General features: G+C 66.2%; 20 protein-coding genes. 15 read left to right on the top strand and 5 right to left on the bottom strand.

Annotated elements, in window-relative coordinates; translation table 11 throughout:
• Window positions 1–136 precede the first annotated feature (136 nt).
• The 8 genes from fliD to AC0KXH_RS00435 are packed head-to-tail and all read left to right on the top strand — an operon-like array spanning window position 137 to window position 6,220.
• Window positions 137–1,408 carry a flagellar filament capping protein FliD gene (fliD, locus tag AC0KXH_RS00470; RefSeq protein WP_488223958.1) on the top strand — a complete coding sequence of 424 codons (1,272 nt, stop codon included), beginning with the start codon at window positions 137–139 and terminating at the stop codon, window positions 1,406–1,408.
• A complete protein-coding gene (gene fliS / locus AC0KXH_RS00465; protein ID WP_061337849.1) occupies window positions 1,405–1,800 on the top strand; it encodes a flagellar export chaperone FliS in 396 nt (131 codons plus the stop codon). Before fliD ends, fliS begins: the two co-directional genes overlap by 4 nt.
• The gene (locus AC0KXH_RS00460; protein WP_395764207.1) at window positions 1,784–2,101 is read left to right on the top strand and encodes a hypothetical protein; all 318 of its coding nucleotides are present in this window, start codon (window positions 1,784–1,786) and stop codon (window positions 2,099–2,101) included. The genes fliS and AC0KXH_RS00460 overlap by 17 nt, the downstream gene beginning before the upstream one ends.
• Window positions 2,098–3,198, top strand: a complete 1,101-nt coding sequence (locus AC0KXH_RS00455; protein WP_488223957.1) for a flagellar hook-length control protein FliK — start codon at window positions 2,098–2,100, stop codon at window positions 3,196–3,198. Before AC0KXH_RS00460 ends, AC0KXH_RS00455 begins: the two co-directional genes overlap by 4 nt.
• Window positions 3,199–3,230: 32 nt before the next feature.
• Window positions 3,231–3,686 (top strand): flagellar basal body-associated FliL family protein, encoded by a 456-nt coding sequence (locus AC0KXH_RS00450; RefSeq protein ID WP_200627230.1) that lies wholly within the window; start codon window positions 3,231–3,233, stop codon window positions 3,684–3,686.
• A 10-nt stretch (window positions 3,687–3,696) separates the two neighbouring features.
• Window positions 3,697–4,428, top strand: a complete 732-nt coding sequence (locus AC0KXH_RS00445; protein WP_061337841.1) for a FliA/WhiG family RNA polymerase sigma factor — start codon at window positions 3,697–3,699, stop codon at window positions 4,426–4,428.
• A 2-nt stretch (window positions 4,429–4,430) separates the two neighbouring features.
• Window positions 4,431–5,303, top strand: a complete 873-nt coding sequence (motA, locus tag AC0KXH_RS00440) for a flagellar motor stator protein MotA (protein WP_061337839.1) — start codon at window positions 4,431–4,433, stop codon at window positions 5,301–5,303.
• A 2-nt stretch (window positions 5,304–5,305) separates the two neighbouring features.
• The gene (locus tag AC0KXH_RS00435; RefSeq protein ID WP_437270894.1) at window positions 5,306–6,220 is read left to right on the top strand and encodes an OmpA family protein; all 915 of its coding nucleotides are present in this window, start codon (window positions 5,306–5,308) and stop codon (window positions 6,218–6,220) included.
• 7 nt (window positions 6,221–6,227) lie between these two features.
• Here the strand turns inward: AC0KXH_RS00435 and AC0KXH_RS00430 are convergent, their stop codons facing one another.
• The 5 genes from AC0KXH_RS00430 to flgA all read right to left on the bottom strand — a co-directional run bounded on the left by AC0KXH_RS00430 (window position 6,228) and on the right by flgA (window position 10,598).
• Window positions 6,228–6,710 (bottom strand): hypothetical protein, encoded by a 483-nt coding sequence (locus AC0KXH_RS00430; protein WP_395764205.1) that lies wholly within the window; start codon window positions 6,708–6,710, stop codon window positions 6,228–6,230.
• Window positions 6,707–7,576, bottom strand: coding sequence for a winged helix-turn-helix domain-containing protein (locus AC0KXH_RS00425; protein ID WP_488223956.1), 870 nt, complete (start codon window positions 7,574–7,576; stop codon window positions 6,707–6,709). The genes AC0KXH_RS00430 and AC0KXH_RS00425 overlap by 4 nt, the downstream gene beginning before the upstream one ends.
• A gap of 277 nt (window positions 7,577–7,853) precedes the next feature.
• Entirely contained in the window at window positions 7,854–8,798 is a 945-nt protein-coding gene (locus AC0KXH_RS00420) for a flagellin N-terminal helical domain-containing protein (RefSeq protein WP_488223955.1), read from the bottom strand.
• Window positions 8,799–8,844: 46 nt separating this feature from the next.
• Window positions 8,845–9,747 (bottom strand): lateral flagellin LafA, encoded by a 903-nt coding sequence (lafA, locus tag AC0KXH_RS00415; RefSeq protein ID WP_488223954.1) that lies wholly within the window; start codon window positions 9,745–9,747, stop codon window positions 8,845–8,847.
• 149 nt (window positions 9,748–9,896) lie between these two features.
• A complete protein-coding gene (gene flgA / locus AC0KXH_RS00410; protein ID WP_061340174.1) occupies window positions 9,897–10,598 on the bottom strand; it encodes a flagellar basal body P-ring formation chaperone FlgA in 702 nt (233 codons plus the stop codon).
• Between the two features lie 200 nt (window positions 10,599–10,798).
• On the opposite strand from flgA, the gene flgB reads away from it, so the two are divergent.
• From flgB to flgH, 7 genes are read left to right on the top strand one after another with little or no spacing between them, the layout of a single operon-like run.
• The gene (gene flgB, locus AC0KXH_RS00405) at window positions 10,799–11,161 is read left to right on the top strand and encodes a flagellar basal body rod protein FlgB (RefSeq protein ID WP_061337828.1); all 363 of its coding nucleotides are present in this window, start codon (window positions 10,799–10,801) and stop codon (window positions 11,159–11,161) included.
• The gene (gene flgC, locus AC0KXH_RS00400; RefSeq protein ID WP_061337826.1) at window positions 11,161–11,589 is read left to right on the top strand and encodes a flagellar basal body rod protein FlgC; all 429 of its coding nucleotides are present in this window, start codon (window positions 11,161–11,163) and stop codon (window positions 11,587–11,589) included. The genes flgB and flgC overlap by 1 nt, the downstream gene beginning before the upstream one ends.
• Entirely contained in the window at window positions 11,589–12,269 is a 681-nt protein-coding gene (locus tag AC0KXH_RS00395; protein ID WP_488223953.1) for a flagellar hook capping FlgD N-terminal domain-containing protein, read from the top strand. Before flgC ends, AC0KXH_RS00395 begins: the two co-directional genes overlap by 1 nt.
• Before the next feature lie 47 nt (window positions 12,270–12,316).
• A complete protein-coding gene (gene flgE, locus AC0KXH_RS00390; RefSeq protein WP_488223952.1) occupies window positions 12,317–13,507 on the top strand; it encodes a flagellar hook protein FlgE in 1,191 nt (396 codons plus the stop codon).
• 9 nt (window positions 13,508–13,516) lie between these two features.
• Window positions 13,517–14,245, top strand: a complete 729-nt coding sequence (locus tag AC0KXH_RS00385; RefSeq protein WP_395764202.1) for a flagellar basal body rod protein FlgF — start codon at window positions 13,517–13,519, stop codon at window positions 14,243–14,245.
• A gap of 14 nt (window positions 14,246–14,259) precedes the next feature.
• Complete coding sequence (gene flgG, locus AC0KXH_RS00380; RefSeq protein ID WP_488223951.1) at window positions 14,260–15,045, top strand: flagellar basal-body rod protein FlgG; 786 nt, start codon at window positions 14,260–14,262, stop codon at window positions 15,043–15,045.
• Window positions 15,045–15,713 (top strand): flagellar basal body L-ring protein FlgH, encoded by a 669-nt coding sequence (flgH, locus tag AC0KXH_RS00375; protein ID WP_061340178.1) that lies wholly within the window; start codon window positions 15,045–15,047, stop codon window positions 15,711–15,713. Before flgG ends, flgH begins: the two co-directional genes overlap by 1 nt.
• The last annotated feature ends 9 nt before the right edge of the window (window positions 15,714–15,722 follow it).

Genomic DNA, 15,722 nt, shown 5'->3' with positions numbered 1-15,722 from the left:
CGGTATTTCCCCGTTTCCTCCAGCGAGCGCCGTGCGGAAGCGCTTCTTCTCCGGCATGCAGGGGAAAACGCTGATAAATCAATGATTTGCCACTTGGCATCGGACTTGCTCTAGAGAGCGCAGGAAGGGGATCGGTATGGCGATAGATTCGGATTACATTCAGCAGATGGCGACGCAGCTGGCGACCTTCGAAGTGCAGTCTTCGCTGGACCGGCTCAACCGCAACGAGTCGAACTATCAGGCCCAGCGCACGGCCCTGAGCTCGCTGCGCAGCGCCATGACCACCTTCAAGTCGACGCTGACCAAGCTCGGCTCGAGCAGCTCGTCGATGCTGGTCAACAGCGCCAGCTTCATCGCCGAAGGCTATGCCAGCGCCACGGTTGGCACTAGCGCGCAACCGGGCAGCTACCAGATGTATGTCGAGCAGCTGGCCAGCAAGCAGCAGGTCGCCGTGCAGGGCTTGGCCGATGGCAGCCTGAGCGGCAGCCTGAGCCTGGCGGGGCAGAGCTTCGACCTGTCCGGCTACGCCACGCTCGATGACGCGGCCAAGGCGATCAACGACGCCGGCGTCGGCGTGCAGGCCACCCTGGTACGCAGCAACGGCGCGGTGAACCTGGTGCTGACCAGCGAAGACAGCGGCGCGGCCAACGGCTTCACCTATTCGCTGACCGGCAATGCCGCCGCGAGCACCGTCGAACTGTCGCAGCCGGCCGACGCCCGCATCCGCCTGGGTGGCAGCTTTGGCAGTGGCGGTATCGAAATGACCAGCGCCAGCAACAGCTTCGACAACCTCATCGAGGGGGTTAGCCTCACCGTCAGCAAGGTGCACAGCGCCGGCGACGCCCCGCTCACGCTCACCGTCGCGCAGGACAAGAGCGCCACCCAGGCGCAGGCCAAGTCCTTCATCGACGCCTTCAATACGCTGATGGGCAGCATCGACACGCTCACCGCCAGCGGCAGCGAAACCGCCAGCCGCGGCACCCTGGCCGGCGACTCCAGCGTGCGCGCCATCGAGAGCCGGCTGAACGGTCTGCTGCGCACACCCTTCGGCGGCGTCAGCCTTATCGACTTCGGCATCAGCGCCGACCGCAACGGCAAGCTGACCCTCGACGCGGGGCGTTTCGAGAAGGCCGTAGCGGCCAACCCGGACGCCTTCGAGGCGCTGTTCACCGGCAAGGACCAGCTGATCGACAGCCTCGACAAGACCGTCGCCACCTACACCAGCAGCGCCAACGGCGTGCTGAAGAACCGCCTGGATACCCTGGACCTCAATCTGCGCCGCATCGACGAGCAGTTCGAGAGCCTGCAGACCCGCTACGACAACTACTACATGCGCTACCTCAAGCAGTACACCAACATGATGCAGACCATGCAGAGCATGGAGCAGACCTCGGGAATGTTCGGATGACCTACCAGCCCCACGACTGCTACGACAGCTACCGCGCGGTCGACCTCGAAGCCCGCGCCGCCTCGGCCTCGCCCTACGAACTGGTACTGGTCCTGATGGACGGCCTGCTCGACGAGCTGGCCCGCGCCCGCGGGCATATCGAGCACAAGCGCTACCAGCAGAAGGGTGCTTCGCTGGAAAAGTGCATGAACATCCTCAACGGCCTGGACGGCGCCCTCGACGAGGAAGGCGGCGGCGAGGTGGTGCAGAGCCTGTCGCGACTCTACGAGTACTGCATCTATCGGCTGTCGGACGTCAGCGTCAGCCTGTCGCTCGAAGGCCTCGACGAGGTCGTGCACCTGCTCACCACGCTGCGCGAAGGCTGGGAGGGCGTCAGTGCAGCCCGCAAGTGAGGCAGCGGCGCTCGACGCCCTGCACGCGGCGCTGGCTGCGGCGCTCGCTGCACGCGACTGGCAGGCGGTGCACGACACCGACCAGGCCATCCGCGAAGCCCTGCAGGGCCTGCCCGCGGCACCCGATGCCGCCACCGGGCAGGCGCGCGCACGGCTCAAGGCATTGCACGACGAGGCGCGGCAGGCCTGCGCGGCCGAATGCGAGCGCCTGCGCCAGCTGCTGCTCGATCACCTGGACAACGCCGAAGGACGCGCCGCCTATGGGCGGATCGAGCTGTTCCAGGCCGGAGCACGGGCATGACCCCAAGCCTTCGCGGCCTCGCCCAGCCCATCGACAGCACGCCAGGCGCCAACGCGCTCGGCGGCGCCCCGCTGCCTGCGCCCCGCGCGCTGAACCCCGCCGGCGCGCCATTGCCCAGCCGTGATTTCAGCGGCCAGCTGCTGGCCATCGCCGACAGCGCGATCGAGCCGCCAGCGGCGCTCCCTGTCGAGGAGTCGCCGGCAGTCGAGGGCCGCGCAGCGCACCGGGCGCAAATGAACGCCGAGCCCCAGGAGCAACACCCCGAACTCAGCGCCGAGCAGTGGCTGCTCGGCATGCTCGGCCAGCAGCAGACCCTCGTGCAGGCGCGTGATCCGCAGCAGGTGACGCCGGCAACGGCGCCCGCCCTGGCGACCGCCAGCGGCGCCGCGCGCCTGGTCGCCAATGCCGGGCTGAGCAGCAGCGCGCCGCCCGGGCGCATCCCCGCGCAGCCGATCCCTGCGCCTGTCGCCACCCTTGCGGACGGCCGGGCCACACAGTCGCTGCCGGCCGCGACCGCCACTGCCGTTCCGCCCGCGGCGGCCACGCCCGAGGCGCTGCGCGAACTGCCCGACAGCCTGCTCGCCGCGCTCGGCGAGCGCGAAGACGCCACCCCCGATGTGGCGGTCGGCGAGCGCCAGGCAGCGGCGCCGACCAGCCCCGCCGAGCGCACGCTGAAGCTGCATGCCCCCGAAGCCAAGTGGGGCGAGCAGATGTTGCAGGCCCTGCGCGAGCAGGTCGAGCTGCAGCTGAGCCAGCGCAGCCAGAACGCCACCATTCGCCTCGACCCGCCGGAACTCGGCAGCCTGGAGATTCTGCTCAGCCATGAATCGGGCCGCCTGCACGTCCAGCTGAGCGCCGCCAACGCCGACGTCGCGCGCCTGCTGCAACAGACCAGCGAGCGCCTGCGCCAGGAGCTGGTTGGCCAGCACTTCGTGCAGGTGCAGGTGCAGGTCGGCGCCGACGGCGGCCAGGGCCAGGGCCAGCCGCGCCGCCAGCCGCTGGCGCAAGAGCAGGTCGCGGCGGCGGCCAACCCCCATGAACAGACCGAACAGGCGACGCCGGGACAACGCCCGCGCGATGTGCTGGTAACCGTCTGAACCCGATTCATCCAAGCGAGTGTGAGTGAGTTATGTCGACGTCCCGTGTGGTTCTGCTGATGCTGCTGCTCAACATCGTCACCGTTGCCGGTGGCGTGGGCGCGGCCTACTGGCTGCTCAAGCCGGGCCTGCAGGGCGAGGCGAGCAGCAGCGAGCCGGAAGTGGCCGAGACGGTGGAGTACGAGTTCTTCGCCGTGCCGAAGGTGATCGTCAGCGTGCGCGGCGACAACCGCGAGCACTACTTCGTGCTCGACCTGGCCCTGCAGGCGCGCCTGGCCGAGGAGCCACGCAACTTCGAGCAGGTCGAGCCGCTGGTACGCAACTCGGTGGTCAGCTACCTGTCGGGCTACCGCTTCGACGAGTTGCGCACGCTGAAGATCGCCGAGTTGCAGAGCCGCCTGGAAAAGGCGCTGTTCGACGACTTCGCCAGCCAGCAGGCCGCAGTGCCCTTCGAGCATGTGCTGGTCAACAAGCTGATCGTCCAGTAAGGCCGGCGCCATGAGCCTTTCCTGCGCCCTCGACCTCTACGGCAGCGCCGCCAGCGGCCCCGCCGTGTTCGCGCCCGGTGCCGAGCAGCGCTGGATGATGCAGTACCTGCCGCTGGTCAAGCGCATCGTCCGGCAGCTGTCGCTGCAGGCCAACCAGGTGCTCGATCGCGAGGACATGGAGCAGATCGGCATGATCGGCCTGCTCGAATGCCTGCGCCGCTACGGCGAGCCGGACGAGGCGTTTTCGCGGTTCGCCGCGCTGCGCATCCGCGGGGCGATTCTCGACGAGCTGCGCCGCCAGGACTGGCGCCCGCGCCAGGTGCGCCAACAGGTGCACAAGGTGCGCGATGCGATCCGCGCACTGGCCCGCGGGCTCGGCCGCGAGCCCAGCGACGAGGAAATCCGCCAGGCCACCGGGCTGAACGAGCAGGACTATCAGGACTTCCTGCGCGCCGATTCCTCGGAAGCCATCGAGAGCCTCGACGAGCTGCTGCACAGCGGCCTGGAGCCGCAGGACAGCGCCGAGCGGCTGGAGGAACGGCTGATCCGCGAACGCCTGCTGCAGCAGGCGCTGGCACGGCTGGACGAACGCGAGCGGCTGGTGCTGACGCTGTATTACCAGCACGAGCTGAGCCTGAAGGAAATCGCCCTGGTGCTGGAAGTCAGCGACGCCCGGGTCTGTCAGTTGAGCAAGCAGGCGATCGGCAAGTGCTGTCGCTTCCTAACCGAGAGAAGTCAGTAGTCATGCAGAAAGTATTGGGTGCCCTCATCATCGTGGCCTGCGTGCTGGGCGGCTACGCCATGGCCAACGGCGACATGCGCGTGCTCTGGCAGCCGGCCGAGGTGGTCATCATCCTCGGCGCGGCGATCGGCAGCCTGGTGGTGGGCAACCCCAAGGAAGTGCTGGTCGAGATGCTCTCGCAGATCCGCGGGGTGTTCGTCTACCAGCGCCGGGGCGAGGAATTCCAGCGCCAGTTGCTGATGCTGCTCTACGAGCTGCTGGAGATGGTCGATGTCGGCGGCCTGAAAGTGCTCGACGCGCACATCGAGGAGCCCGAGGAAAGCGACCTGTTCGCGCGCTACCCGCTGATCCTCAAGGAGCGCAACCTGATGGCTTTCATCGCCGACAACTTCCGCCTGATGGCGATGGGCAAGATCAGCGCGCACGAACTCGAAGGCTTCCTCGAGCAGGAGCTCGAGGCCATGGAGCATGCCCTGCTGCAGCCGGCGCGCTCGCTGCACAAGGTCGGTGAGGCGATGCCCGGCTTCGGCATCCTCGCCGCGATCATGGGCATCATCATCACCATGGGCAGCATCGGCGGCTCGATCGCCGAAGTCGGCGCGCATGTCGCCGCCGCGCTGGTCGGCACCTTTCTCGGCATCTTCTTCTGTTACTGCCTGGCCGAGCCGCTCTCCAATGCCATGAGCCAGCGCATCAAGACCGAACTCTCGGCGCTCGAATGCGTGCGCACCACGCTGGTCGCGCACCTGGCTGGCAAGCCGACGCTGCTGGCGGTGGACGCCGGTCGCAAGCTGATCGAGCAGGACGTCAAGCCGGCCTTCCGTCAACTCGAGGTCTGGGTCAACCAGTACGAGGAAGAAAGGGACGCGGCATGAGCATGCGCGGCAAGGGCAAAGGCAAGGGCGAAGGACACGAGGTCATCGTCAAGCGACGTGGCAAGAAGGGCCACGACGAAGAGCATGGTGGCGCCTGGAAGGTCGCCTTCGCCGACTTCACCCTGGCGATGATGGCGCTGTTCATGGTGCTGTGGATCGTCCAGCCACGCATGGAACTCAGCCAGCCCTCGTTCGGCGACCAGGAGAGCAACCCGCTGGTCGACGGCGGCGCCGGGGTGTTCGACGGCACCAGCACCTCGCCGCTGGAACTCGAGGGCGTACCGATCCGCCAGGCGCAGAGCGAGCCATCGCCTGCACGCGAACAGGCCGAGGCCGAGGACGCAGAGGACGGCAGCCGTCGCTACGGTTCGACCGCCGAACTGCAGGCGCTCGCCGCGCTGATGAAGGACGTCGCCAGGGAAGTCGACGCGCTGGCCAACCTGGAAGTGGAGGTAGTGCCGCAGGGCCTGCGCATTCTCATCAAGGACGACCAGCAGCGCTTCATGTTCGCCCGCGGCAGCGCGGTACTCGACCCGCACTTCGGCACCCTGCTGGGCAAGCTCGCCGGGGTACTGGCCAGGGTCGAGAACAAGCTGATCATCAGCGGCCACACCGACGCCACCCCTTACCGCGGCGCCGCTGGTTACGACAACTGGAACCTGTCGGGCGACCGCGCCCTGCGCGCGCGCAACGTGCTGGTTGCCTCGGGCCTGCCCGCCGCCGCCGTGCTGCAGGTCACCGCGCAGGCCGACGTCATGCCGCTCAGGCCACAGGAGCCGGAGAACGGCGCCAATCGCCGGGTGGAGATCCTCTTGCTGACCGATTCGGCCGAGGCGCTGTATCGCGAGCTGTTCGGCGACAGCTATCAGCAGGTGCGCGTCTCGGCGCAGGGCGCGCAGTACCGCGGCGGTAGCTGAGCGGCGCTTACAGGCGTGCGGCCTGGTCCTCGGCGCAGTAGACCTGCTGGGTCTCGACGCCGTACAGGCAGGCACCGACCCTTTCGAGGGTGATGCGCGCGCCCTTGTGCTTGCCGTAGAACAGGTTGAACACCAGCTCGTTGTCCAGCTGGCCGGCCGCGTCCAGCCCGCTGATCGCACCCTCCTCGACCACCAGCCGGGTCGTGCCCAGCAGGTCGGTTTCCACCCGCCCGGAGGCCTCCACCACCGCCGGCGCATTGCGCGTCAGGGCATAGAAGCGCCCGCCGTGAAAGGCCAGGCTCTGATGCACCGGCAACACGCTGCCGTCGCTGAGCAGCACTTCGCCCGACGAGCTGTAGCGGCCTTCGAGGTGCGCCGAGAAGTTGCTGGTGGTACCGGCTGCGACGAACACCCAGAGGCCAAGCGCCGCGGGCACCATCACACGCAGCAGGCGCGCGGCGGCGGCGCCCTTTTCGATCGATCCGGTCATTGCAGGCATCCTTGCAGCTGGGCGTTGGGTATGGCGTTGACTTGCGTCCGGTGGACCTTGAGCCAGTTGATCTGGCCGTCGTCGTGCAGGCAGCGAATCTCGTAGAAGCCGGGCGAGCTGTGCACGATCAGCCGGGCCGGCGCGCGGGTCATGCCGGCGAAGCTGGTGACCAGCCGGCTGGTTTCCTGTTTCAGGCGCTCCAGTTGCCGCTCGGTTTTCTCGATGTAGAGCACCTGCAGCGCACCAAAGCCGACGGTCTGGCTGAAAGGCTCGCTGGAGCCGCCCCAGTAGCGCAGCCCGAGCGTGGTCGCGGCAAGCAGGATCGCCGCGGCGCTGCCGGCGAGCAGGCTGCGCGCGCCGAAGCGGGCCCGCAGCGGCTGCCGCGCCGCATGTGCGGCAAGCGAGTCGGCCGGAAGCAGCAGCTCGCTCGCAGGCTCGGGTAACGCTGGCGTGGCAGGCGGGCTGTCCGCCGGCAGCGCCTCGGGCGTCGGCGCCGGGCTGACGAAGTCGACCACGAAGCCGGGGTTGAACAGGTAGCCGCGCCGCGGCAGCGTCTGGATGATCTGGTTCGCGCTGTCGAACAGGATCTGCCGCAGTGTGTAGATCTGCTGGTTCAGGCTGCCCTGGCTGACCACCCGATCCTGCCAGGCGTATTGCAGCAGTTCGTCGCGCGAGACCACCTGGCCGGGCGAGCTCAGCAGGCGCTCGAGCACGCGGCTGCCGGAGAAGCCCAGATCGACCCTTTCCTCCTCGCCGTCGCGGCACAGCACCAACTGAAAGGCACCTTGTTCGAAGCGCGCACGACACTCCGCCCGCCCGGTAACGAGCAGCACGCAGGCAGGAACATCGGTGGCCGGAGGGGTCAAGGACGTACTCATGGTATCGGGCGAAGATGGGAGTTGGATCAAATCAGGGGTGTGACGTAATCGGCGGTATCTTGGCGTCACTTTTTTGAATGCGCAAGGGAACCTTTGGTGACAATCACGGTCGGGCGACCAGTTGCCACGGGCGTATGCGCGCAAGGTGCGACATCCAGCCGCATAAAACCCTGCATGTTGTGCGCTTTTTCGTGCCTTTGCCGCACTTGCGACAGGCAAAAAAAAACCCCGACAGTGTCGGGGTTTTTCGTCACGCCGGTCTGGCTTAGCCCAGCAGGCCCATGACCATGCTCGGCATCTGGCCGGCTTGCTTGAGCATGGAGATGCCGGACTGCAGCAGCATGCTGTTCTTGGTCATGCTGGCGCTTTCCGAGGCGAAGTCGGCATCCATGATGCGACCCTTGGCCATCTCGGTGTTGTCCTTCATGTTGGCCAGGTTGTTGTTGGTGTGGTTCAGGCGGTTGATGTTGGCACCCAAAGTGGCACGTACAGTTCCTATCTCATCTAGGGCACTGGTGAGATCTGTAATAAGATCTGCGGTTTTGTTGGTTACCGCTCCGGTTGCCGTATCTTGAAAAGCGATGTTCCCTGCTGATGCTGTGGCCTTGGTTGTACCAGCAAAGTCATCAGACACTTTCGTCAAAGCTGTATGCAGGTCATAGAGGGCTGGTGCGAGTTTGATTTCTAGTGTTTCGGCACTGCTGGCGCCAATCTGAAATTTAATACCGGCCGTATTGCCGAGAGACCCGTCTAGTTTCGTGTTATCGGTGATGGTTGCAACGTCGGTCGCACTAGCAAACATCGTCTCACCAGCATACTTGGTGTTAGTGAAGATGTTTTTCAATTCTGCGCCAAGCTCGGTGTATTCCGCCTCAAGCGCCATCAAATCGTCGTCACCGTTCGTACCGTTCGCCGCCTGAGTGGCCAGATCTTTCATGCGCTGAACGATATCGGTCATTTCGCTGAACGCCCCCTCGGCGGTCTGCAGCAGGGAAACAGCGTCGTTGGTGTTGCGCATGGCTACGGCCATGCCTCGGCTCTGGGCGTTCAGGCGGGTGGCGATCTGCAGCCCGGCGGCGTCGTCGGCAGCGCTGTTGATGCGCAAGCCGGTACCCAGGCGCTGCTGGTTGGTGCCCAGCGCGTTGTTGGTCTTGCTCAGGTTGGTCTGGGTGACCAGAGACGAATAGTTGGTATGAATCGAAAGGGCCATCTATAAACTCCTTGGCTATCTAGGAAAGTAATACGGAAATCAGGGATTAGCCCAATAGACCCATAACCATGCCCGGCATCTGGCCAGCCTGCTTCAACATGGAGATCCCGGACTGCAACAACATGCTGTTCTTCGTCATGCTGGCGCTTTCCGAAGCAAAATCGGCATCCATGATGCGACCCTTCGCCATCTCGGTGTTGTCTTTCATGTTTGCCAAGTTGTTAGCAGTATGGTTCAGTCGGTTGATGTTGGCGCCGAAGGCAGCTCGCACGGTGCCAATATCATCCAGCACACCCGATAGTGCATCAATTGTTGTATTAGCCGAGCCGGCCCCAGTTAGCTCCGTACCAACAACTGTGTTTGTAGGTGTTGCAGCCATGACATCTTTATACGTAGCTGAGACAGTACCAAAGCCTGTTGCGTCTGCTGTCAACGCATTGAGGTTAGTGCTGACATTAAACGTGAGTTTCTCCGCTTGGCTTGCACCGATCTGAAAGTCGACACCGCCGGCAGAAAGTTTTCCTGTAGTTCTCTGGAACAGTTCTTCACCAGCGTACTTAGTGTTCTTAACGATGTTACCAAGCTCTTTTCCCAGCTCGTCGTATTCCAACTGCAGCGCCTTGAGATCATCCGCTCCATTGGTTCCGTTGGCGGCTTGGGTAGCCAAGTCCTTCATGCGTTGAACGATATCGGTCATCTCGCTGAACGCGCCTTCGGCGGTCTGCAGCAGGGACACGGCGTCGTTGGTGTTGCGCATGGCTACGGCCATGCCGCGGCTCTGGGCATTCAGGCGGGTGGCGATCTGCAGGCCGGCGGCGTCGTCGGCGGCGCTGTTGATGCGCAGGCCGGTGCCCAGGCGCTGCTGGTTGGTGCCCAGCGCGTTGTTGGTCTTGCTCAGGTTGGTCTGGGTGACCAGCGAGGAGTAGTTCGTGTGGATGGACAGGGCCATGATGAATTCCTTCGTGCTAAGTGGGCTGTAGGAGCTGGCTTGACTGCCTGCTGAAGGGGTAAGGCGGCGCCGCCGAGGCAGCGCTTAAATCCTGACGTCAAAGAAATTCGAAACGCCCTGCCAACCCCCTCTTCTGCCCTGCCCGCGGCTCAGAAGATGCTCGCCACCACGCCGCTTTCCAGCACCTTGGCGTCGATCACCTTGCCGCTGCGTACGTTGCGCACGCGAATCACCTCGCCGGCCTGGCCATCGCTCAGGGCCTCGCCGCCGGTGCTGGCCTCGATGCCGTCCCGGCTGGCGATGATCTTCACCGCTTCGCCACGCCGCACCGCCAGAGGTGCGGTCAACAGCGCCGGGGTAATCAGCTGGCCGGCGCGCAGGCGCCGCTTGGCGGCCTGGCCGATGACCTCGGCGGGCTGGTTGTAGTAGCCACGCTGCGCCTTGGCGACGTTGATGCGCTCAAAGCTCAGGTCCGCGGCTGCGAGGGTCTGGCCACGCTCGATCAGCCCGGCCGCATGCGCCGCCGGCAGCGAGACGTTCGCCTGGCTGTCGAGTTCCAGCACCCAGCCGCCCTCGCCCGGGCAGCGCAGGCGCAGGCGCTGGCGCTCGAGTAACGAGGCGGCCGCGCCCACCGCACGCACCTGCAGGACCGCGGCACAGGCCGGCAGCCGCGAGGCCGCGGCAGGCAGTTCGGTGTCGCGGGTAATGCGCATGCCGCGCCAGCCACGCCGCGCGGCCTCGCGCCCGAGCCCCTCTGCGAAGAACGCACCCACCGCCTGTTCGATCTGCTGTGCGGCCACCGGCGCGGCAGACGCTTCATCCGCCGACGCGAAGCACAGCCCGAGCAGCACGAGGGCGGAAACGATCCTTCCGCCTGCTCTGATCCGCCCTGTGCAAGGCGGAAGCGAGGTGACGACCCGATCGACCAGCAACAGCATAAATACCTTCTATTTCAATGAGTTGAGCGTTACAGACAAGCCGGCACGCTTTCTGCAATCGAGTCCGCAACAAAATGCGGGCCAACGGCCTGCCCGTTCGTACGAGGTAGCAGATGAGTATTCGGATTGACGATGCCCTGGGCGTTCACGAACGCGCCCTCGAGCTGCGCATGCAGCGCAGCGAGATCCTCGCGGCGAATCTGGCCAACGAGGACACGCCCGGCTTCCAGGCGCGCGATATCGACTTCGCCCAGGAGATGCGCCGCCTGGAGCGCAGCGAGTCGCGCTTGACGCTCGCCGGCAGCGATCCGCGCGCACTCTACCGCGTGCCGTCCCAGGCCTCGCAGGATGGCAACACCGTCGAGCTGGCGGTGGAACAGGCGCAGTTCTCGCGCAACGCCATGGATTTCCAGACCAGCCTGACCTTCCTGACCATGAAATTCCGTGGCCTGAAGCAGGCCATCGAGGGCCGCTGATGTCGTTCGACTCCATCTATCGCATCGCCGGCTCGGCGATGAACGCGCAGACCGTGCGCCTGAACACCGTGGCCAGCAACCTGGCCAACACCGACTCGGCGGCCGCCGACCCGGCCGACGTCTACCAGGCGCGCAAGCCGATGTTCGCCGCGGTCTACGAGAACGACTCGCTGACCCGGGGCGTCGGCCTCGGCGGTGCCCACGTGCAGGTGCTCGACGTGGTCGCCTCGGGTGCCGAGCCCAAGCGCCGCTACGAGCCGGGCAACCCGCTGGCCGATGCCGAGGGTTACGTCTACTACCCCGACATCAACGAGATCGAAGAGATGACCGACATGATGTCGGCCACGCGCAGCTTCGAGACCGGCGTCGAGGTGCTCAACCGCGTGAAAAGCATGCAGCAGAGCCTGCTGCGCCTGGGAGAAGCCTGATGAGTTCGGTCAATTCGGTGCTCGACAGCAGCCTCGAAGGCAATTCGCTCGACGCGATCAAGCGCGCGGTGAACGTCGGCGAAGCGGCGACGATGGAAAACAACTTCATCAGCCTGATGGTCGCGCAGATCAAGAACCAGGATCCGACCAAGCCGGTCGACAGCACCGAGTTTCTCAACCAGTACTCGGCGATGGCGCAGGTCAAGAGCATGGAGAACATGACCGCGCTGACGCAGAACAACCTGGTGCTGCTCGACAACCTGCAGACGCTCACCGCCGCCGGCCTGGTCGGCCAGCAGGTCAGCGTCGCCGCCGAGGCGCTGGAGCTCGACGGCCAGCCGATCGAGGGCCAGTTCCAGCTCGAACACCCGGCCGGCCGCAGCACCCTGATCCTGACCGACTCGAACGGCAACAAGACCGCCGTCGAGCTCGGCGCGCACGGCGCCGGGCGGGTGCCCTTCAGCCTCGATCCGCAGCGCCTGGGCCTGCCGGCCGGACGGTATGCGATCAGCCTGGAAACCAACGCCGGCGAGTACCCGCAGGCCGAGATCAACGGCCGCGTCGACAACGTGCGGGTCAGCGCCGAAGGCCCGGTCCTGCAGGTGCAGGGCGTCGGCCAGGTGCCCTTCTACAACATTCTCGAGTTCGCCCAGGCTGACGCCGGGCTGCTCGGCGGCTGAGCCGCGTCCACGCCCGCGAACCCCAAAGACAGCATCGAGAGCAGCCCATGAGCTTCAATATCGCCCTGACCGGCCTGTCCGCCGTCAACGACCAACTCAGCACCATCGGCAACAACATCGCCAACGCCGGCACCGTCGGCTTCAAGTCCTCGCGCACCGACTTCGGCAGCCTCTATGCCGAAAGCCAGGCGATGGGCGTGGAAGTCACCGGGCACACCCAGAGCATCAGCCAGGGCGGCGCCCTGACCACCACCAACCGCACCCTCGACCTGGCGATCTCCGGCGGCGGCTTCTTCGTCACCCGCGCCGGCAATGGCGACGTCGCCTACACCCGCGCCGGCATCTTCGGCACCGACAAGGACAGCTTCATCACCAACAGCCTCGGCGGGCGCCTGCAGGGCTACCCGGCCGACGCCAACGGCGTGCTGCAGACCGGCACCGTCGGCGACCTGCAGCTGCGCTCGGGCGGCATTCCGGCGCGCGCCAGCGATGCCCTGAGCTTTGTCGCCAACCTCGACGCCGACGCCGAGGTGCCGGCCGTCGCCTTCGACCCGCAGGTCGCCGACAGCTACAACTCGACCTACACCACCAAGCTGTTCGACTCCCAGGGCAAGGAACACACCCTGACCCAGTACTTCGTCAAGACCGCCGACAACAGCTGGGATGCGCACTATTACATCGACGGCGCCGCCCTCGCCGGCGGGCCGCAGGCGCTGAGCTTCGACGCCGCCGGCAACCTGGCCGGCCCGCTGGCGCCGATCACCCTCAACGCCACGCTCACAGGCGGCGTCGCCCCGCTGGCCATCGCCCTGGACTACACCGGCAGCAGCCAGTACGGCTCGGCCTTCAGCGTGACGAGCAACCGTGCCACCGGCTACGCCGCCGGCGAGCAGACCGGCATGAGCGTGGAAAAGGACGGCCGCGTCTACGCCAACTACTCCAACGGCGAGCGCATGCTCCAGGGCCAGGTGGTGCTAGCCAGCTTCGTCAACGCCGAGGGGCTGAAGAACATCAGCGGCACCGCCTGGAGCGAGACGGCCGCCTCCGGCGCCGCGCTGCTCGGCGCACCGGGCGTCGGCCAGTTCGGCACCCTGGCCTCCGGCGCGCTGGAGAGCTCCAACGTCGACCTCACCCAGCAGCTCGTCGGGCTGATGGAAGGCCAGCGCAATTACCAGGCGAACACCCAGGTCATTTCCACGAACAAGGAACTGACCCAGGCCCTGTTCGCCGCGATCTGAGGCTAGCGCATGGACCGTCTGGGCTATACCGCAATGACCGCCGCCAGCCGCACCATGATGGCGCTGCAGGTGCGTGCCAATAACCTGGCCAACGTCAACACCCCCGGCTTTCGCGCCGACCTCGAGCGCGCCGAAGCCGTCGCGGTCGAGGGCTACGGCTATGACAGCCGGCACATGGCCGTGGTCGAGAACAACGGCGTCAGCCTGGCCGGCGGCGCGCTGGTGGCCACCGGCCGCGAGCTGGACTTCGCCGTCAAGGGCAGCGGCCTGATCGTCGTCGAGGACGGCGCCGGCGAGGCCTATACCCGCCAGGGCAGCCTGCAGATCGACGCCGAGGGGCGGCTGACGCTCAACGGTCGTGCGGTGCTCGGCGAGGGCGGCCCGATCGTGCTGCCCGAGCACGACAAGCTGGAGATCGGCAACGACGGCACCGTGTCGATCATGGCCCCGGGCGACTGGGTGATGGCCGAGGTCGACCGCATCCGCCTGGTCGACGTGCCGGCGGCGAACCTCACGAAGAACCAGGCGGGCCTGCTGGTCACGCGCGACGGCCAGCCGGCCGCGCCGAGCGAGGAGGTGCGCCTGGCCAGCGGCTTTCTCGAGTCAAGCAACGTCTCGGCGATCGACGAGCTGGCCTCGACCATGAGCCTGAACCGCCTGTTCGAAACCCAGGTGAAGATGATGAAAGCCGCCGAGGACCTCTCCGAGGCGGGCAACCGGATGATCCGCGGCAGCTGATCGGGAGATAACGCATGAATTCCGCACTTTGGGTCAGCAAGACCGGCCTGGCCGCCCAGGACAAGGCCATGTCGACCGTCGCCAACAACCTGGCCAACGTCAACACCAACGGTTTCAAGAGCGACCGCGCGGTCTTCGAGGACCTGTTCTATACCATCGAGAAACAGCCCGGCGCCCAGGCCGACGAGATCAACACCGTGCCCTCGGGCATCCAGCTCGGCAGCGGCGTGCGCCTGGCCGGCACGCAGAAGGTGTTCACCGAAGGCAGCATGCAGACCACCGGCCAGCCGATGGATCTGGCGATCGTCGGCCGCGGCTTCTTCCAGGTCGAGGCGCCCAACGGCGACATCCTCTATACCGAGAACGGCCAGTTCCAGCTCAACGCCGAGGGCATGATGGTCAACGCCCAGGGCCTGCCGCTGACTCCGGCGATCGAAGTGCCCGAGGGCAGCACCGGCTTTACCGTCGGCGCCGACGGCATCGTCACCGCGATCCTGCCGGGCGACACCCTGCCCTCGGAGCTCGGCCAGATCACCCTGGTCAACTTCACCAACCCCGGCGGCCTGGAAGCGCTCGGCGGCAACCTCTACCGCGAGAGCGTCGCCAGCGGCGAGCCGGTCGAGGGCGTGGCCGGCGAGGAAGGCCTCGGCCAGCTCAAGCAGGGCGTGCTCGAAGGCTCCAACGTGCAGGTGGTCGAGGCGATGGTGAACATGATCGCCATCCAGCGCGCCTACGAGGCCAACGCCAAGGTCATGGATGCCGCCAGCGGCATGCAGCAGTTCCTCAACCAGACCGTGTGATGCCGATGAAGCCGATCGCCCTGCTGCTCGCCGCCTTGCTGCTCGGCGGCTGCGCCAGCTTCGACGAGCTGCGCCCCGACGAGGATTCCAGCGAGTACGAACCCCTGGAGCTGGATTACAGCCTGCCGCCGACCACCAGCGGCGGGCTGTTCCGTGCCGGCCACGCCGGCTCGCTGCTGCAGGACAAGCGCGCGCTCCGGGTCGGCGACATCCTCACCATCGTGCTCGACGAGTCGACCCAGTCGAGCAAGAGCGCCGGCACCAGCTTCGGCAAGGAATCGAGCATCGGCATCGGCGTGCCCACCGTGCTCGGCAAGCGCTACCCGGACGTCGAGACCTCGGCCTCCGGCGAGCGCGAGTTCAGCGGCTCGGCCAAGAGTTCGCAGCAGAACACCCTGCGCGGCTCGATCGCGGTCACCGTGCACCGCGTGCTGCCCAACGGCACGCTGCTGGTCAAGGGCGAGAAGAAGCTGCGCCTGAACCAGGGCGACGAATACATCCGCCTGACCGGCCTGGTGCGCATGGACGACATCAATCGCTTCAACCAGGTGTCGTCGCAGAACATCGCCGACGCGCGGATCTCCTACGCCGGGCGCGGCGTGCTCAACGACAGCAACACCGCCGGCTGGCTGACGCGCTTCTTCAGCCATCCGCTGTTTCCCCTCTGAGGTCCGCCC

The sequence above is a fragment of the Stutzerimonas sp. CXK-1 genome, assembly GCF_057738225.1.
The sequence above is the reverse complement of the archived record's forward strand: the minus strand, read 5'-3'. Positions and strand labels throughout refer to the sequence as shown.

What these genes read in the sequence shown, in the direction of transcription:
- fliD (WP_488223958.1), top strand. Translation starts at nt 137, where the DNA reads ATGGCGATAGATTCGGATTACATTCAGCAGATGGCGACGCAGCTGGCG.
- fliS (WP_061337849.1), top strand. Translation starts at nt 1,405, where the DNA reads ATGACCTACCAGCCCCACGACTGCTACGACAGCTACCGCGCGGTCGAC.
- AC0KXH_RS00455 (WP_488223957.1), top strand. Translation starts at nt 2,098, where the DNA reads ATGACCCCAAGCCTTCGCGGCCTCGCCCAGCCCATCGACAGCACGCCA.
- AC0KXH_RS00450 (WP_200627230.1), top strand. Translation starts at nt 3,231, where the DNA reads ATGTCGACGTCCCGTGTGGTTCTGCTGATGCTGCTGCTCAACATCGTC.
- AC0KXH_RS00445 (WP_061337841.1), top strand. Translation starts at nt 3,697, where the DNA reads ATGAGCCTTTCCTGCGCCCTCGACCTCTACGGCAGCGCCGCCAGCGGC.
- motA (WP_061337839.1), top strand. Translation starts at nt 4,431, where the DNA reads ATGCAGAAAGTATTGGGTGCCCTCATCATCGTGGCCTGCGTGCTGGGC.
- AC0KXH_RS00435 (WP_437270894.1), top strand. Translation starts at nt 5,306, where the DNA reads ATGCGCGGCAAGGGCAAAGGCAAGGGCGAAGGACACGAGGTCATCGTC.
- AC0KXH_RS00430 (WP_395764205.1), bottom strand. Translation starts at nt 6,710, where the DNA reads ATGACCGGATCGATCGAAAAGGGCGCCGCCGCCGCGCGCCTGCTGCGT.
- AC0KXH_RS00420 (WP_488223955.1), bottom strand. Translation starts at nt 8,798, where the DNA reads ATGGCCCTTTCGATTCATACCAACTATTCGTCTCTGGTCACCCAGACC.
- lafA (WP_488223954.1), bottom strand. Translation starts at nt 9,747, where the DNA reads ATGGCCCTGTCCATCCACACGAACTACTCCTCGCTGGTCACCCAGACC.
- flgB (WP_061337828.1), top strand. Translation starts at nt 10,799, where the DNA reads ATGAGTATTCGGATTGACGATGCCCTGGGCGTTCACGAACGCGCCCTC.
- flgC (WP_061337826.1), top strand. Translation starts at nt 11,161, where the DNA reads ATGTCGTTCGACTCCATCTATCGCATCGCCGGCTCGGCGATGAACGCG.
- AC0KXH_RS00395 (WP_488223953.1), top strand. Translation starts at nt 11,589, where the DNA reads ATGAGTTCGGTCAATTCGGTGCTCGACAGCAGCCTCGAAGGCAATTCG.
- flgE (WP_488223952.1), top strand. Translation starts at nt 12,317, where the DNA reads ATGAGCTTCAATATCGCCCTGACCGGCCTGTCCGCCGTCAACGACCAA.
- AC0KXH_RS00385 (WP_395764202.1), top strand. Translation starts at nt 13,517, where the DNA reads ATGGACCGTCTGGGCTATACCGCAATGACCGCCGCCAGCCGCACCATG.
- flgG (WP_488223951.1), top strand. Translation starts at nt 14,260, where the DNA reads ATGAATTCCGCACTTTGGGTCAGCAAGACCGGCCTGGCCGCCCAGGAC.
- flgH (WP_061340178.1), top strand. Translation starts at nt 15,045, where the DNA reads ATGCCGATGAAGCCGATCGCCCTGCTGCTCGCCGCCTTGCTGCTCGGC.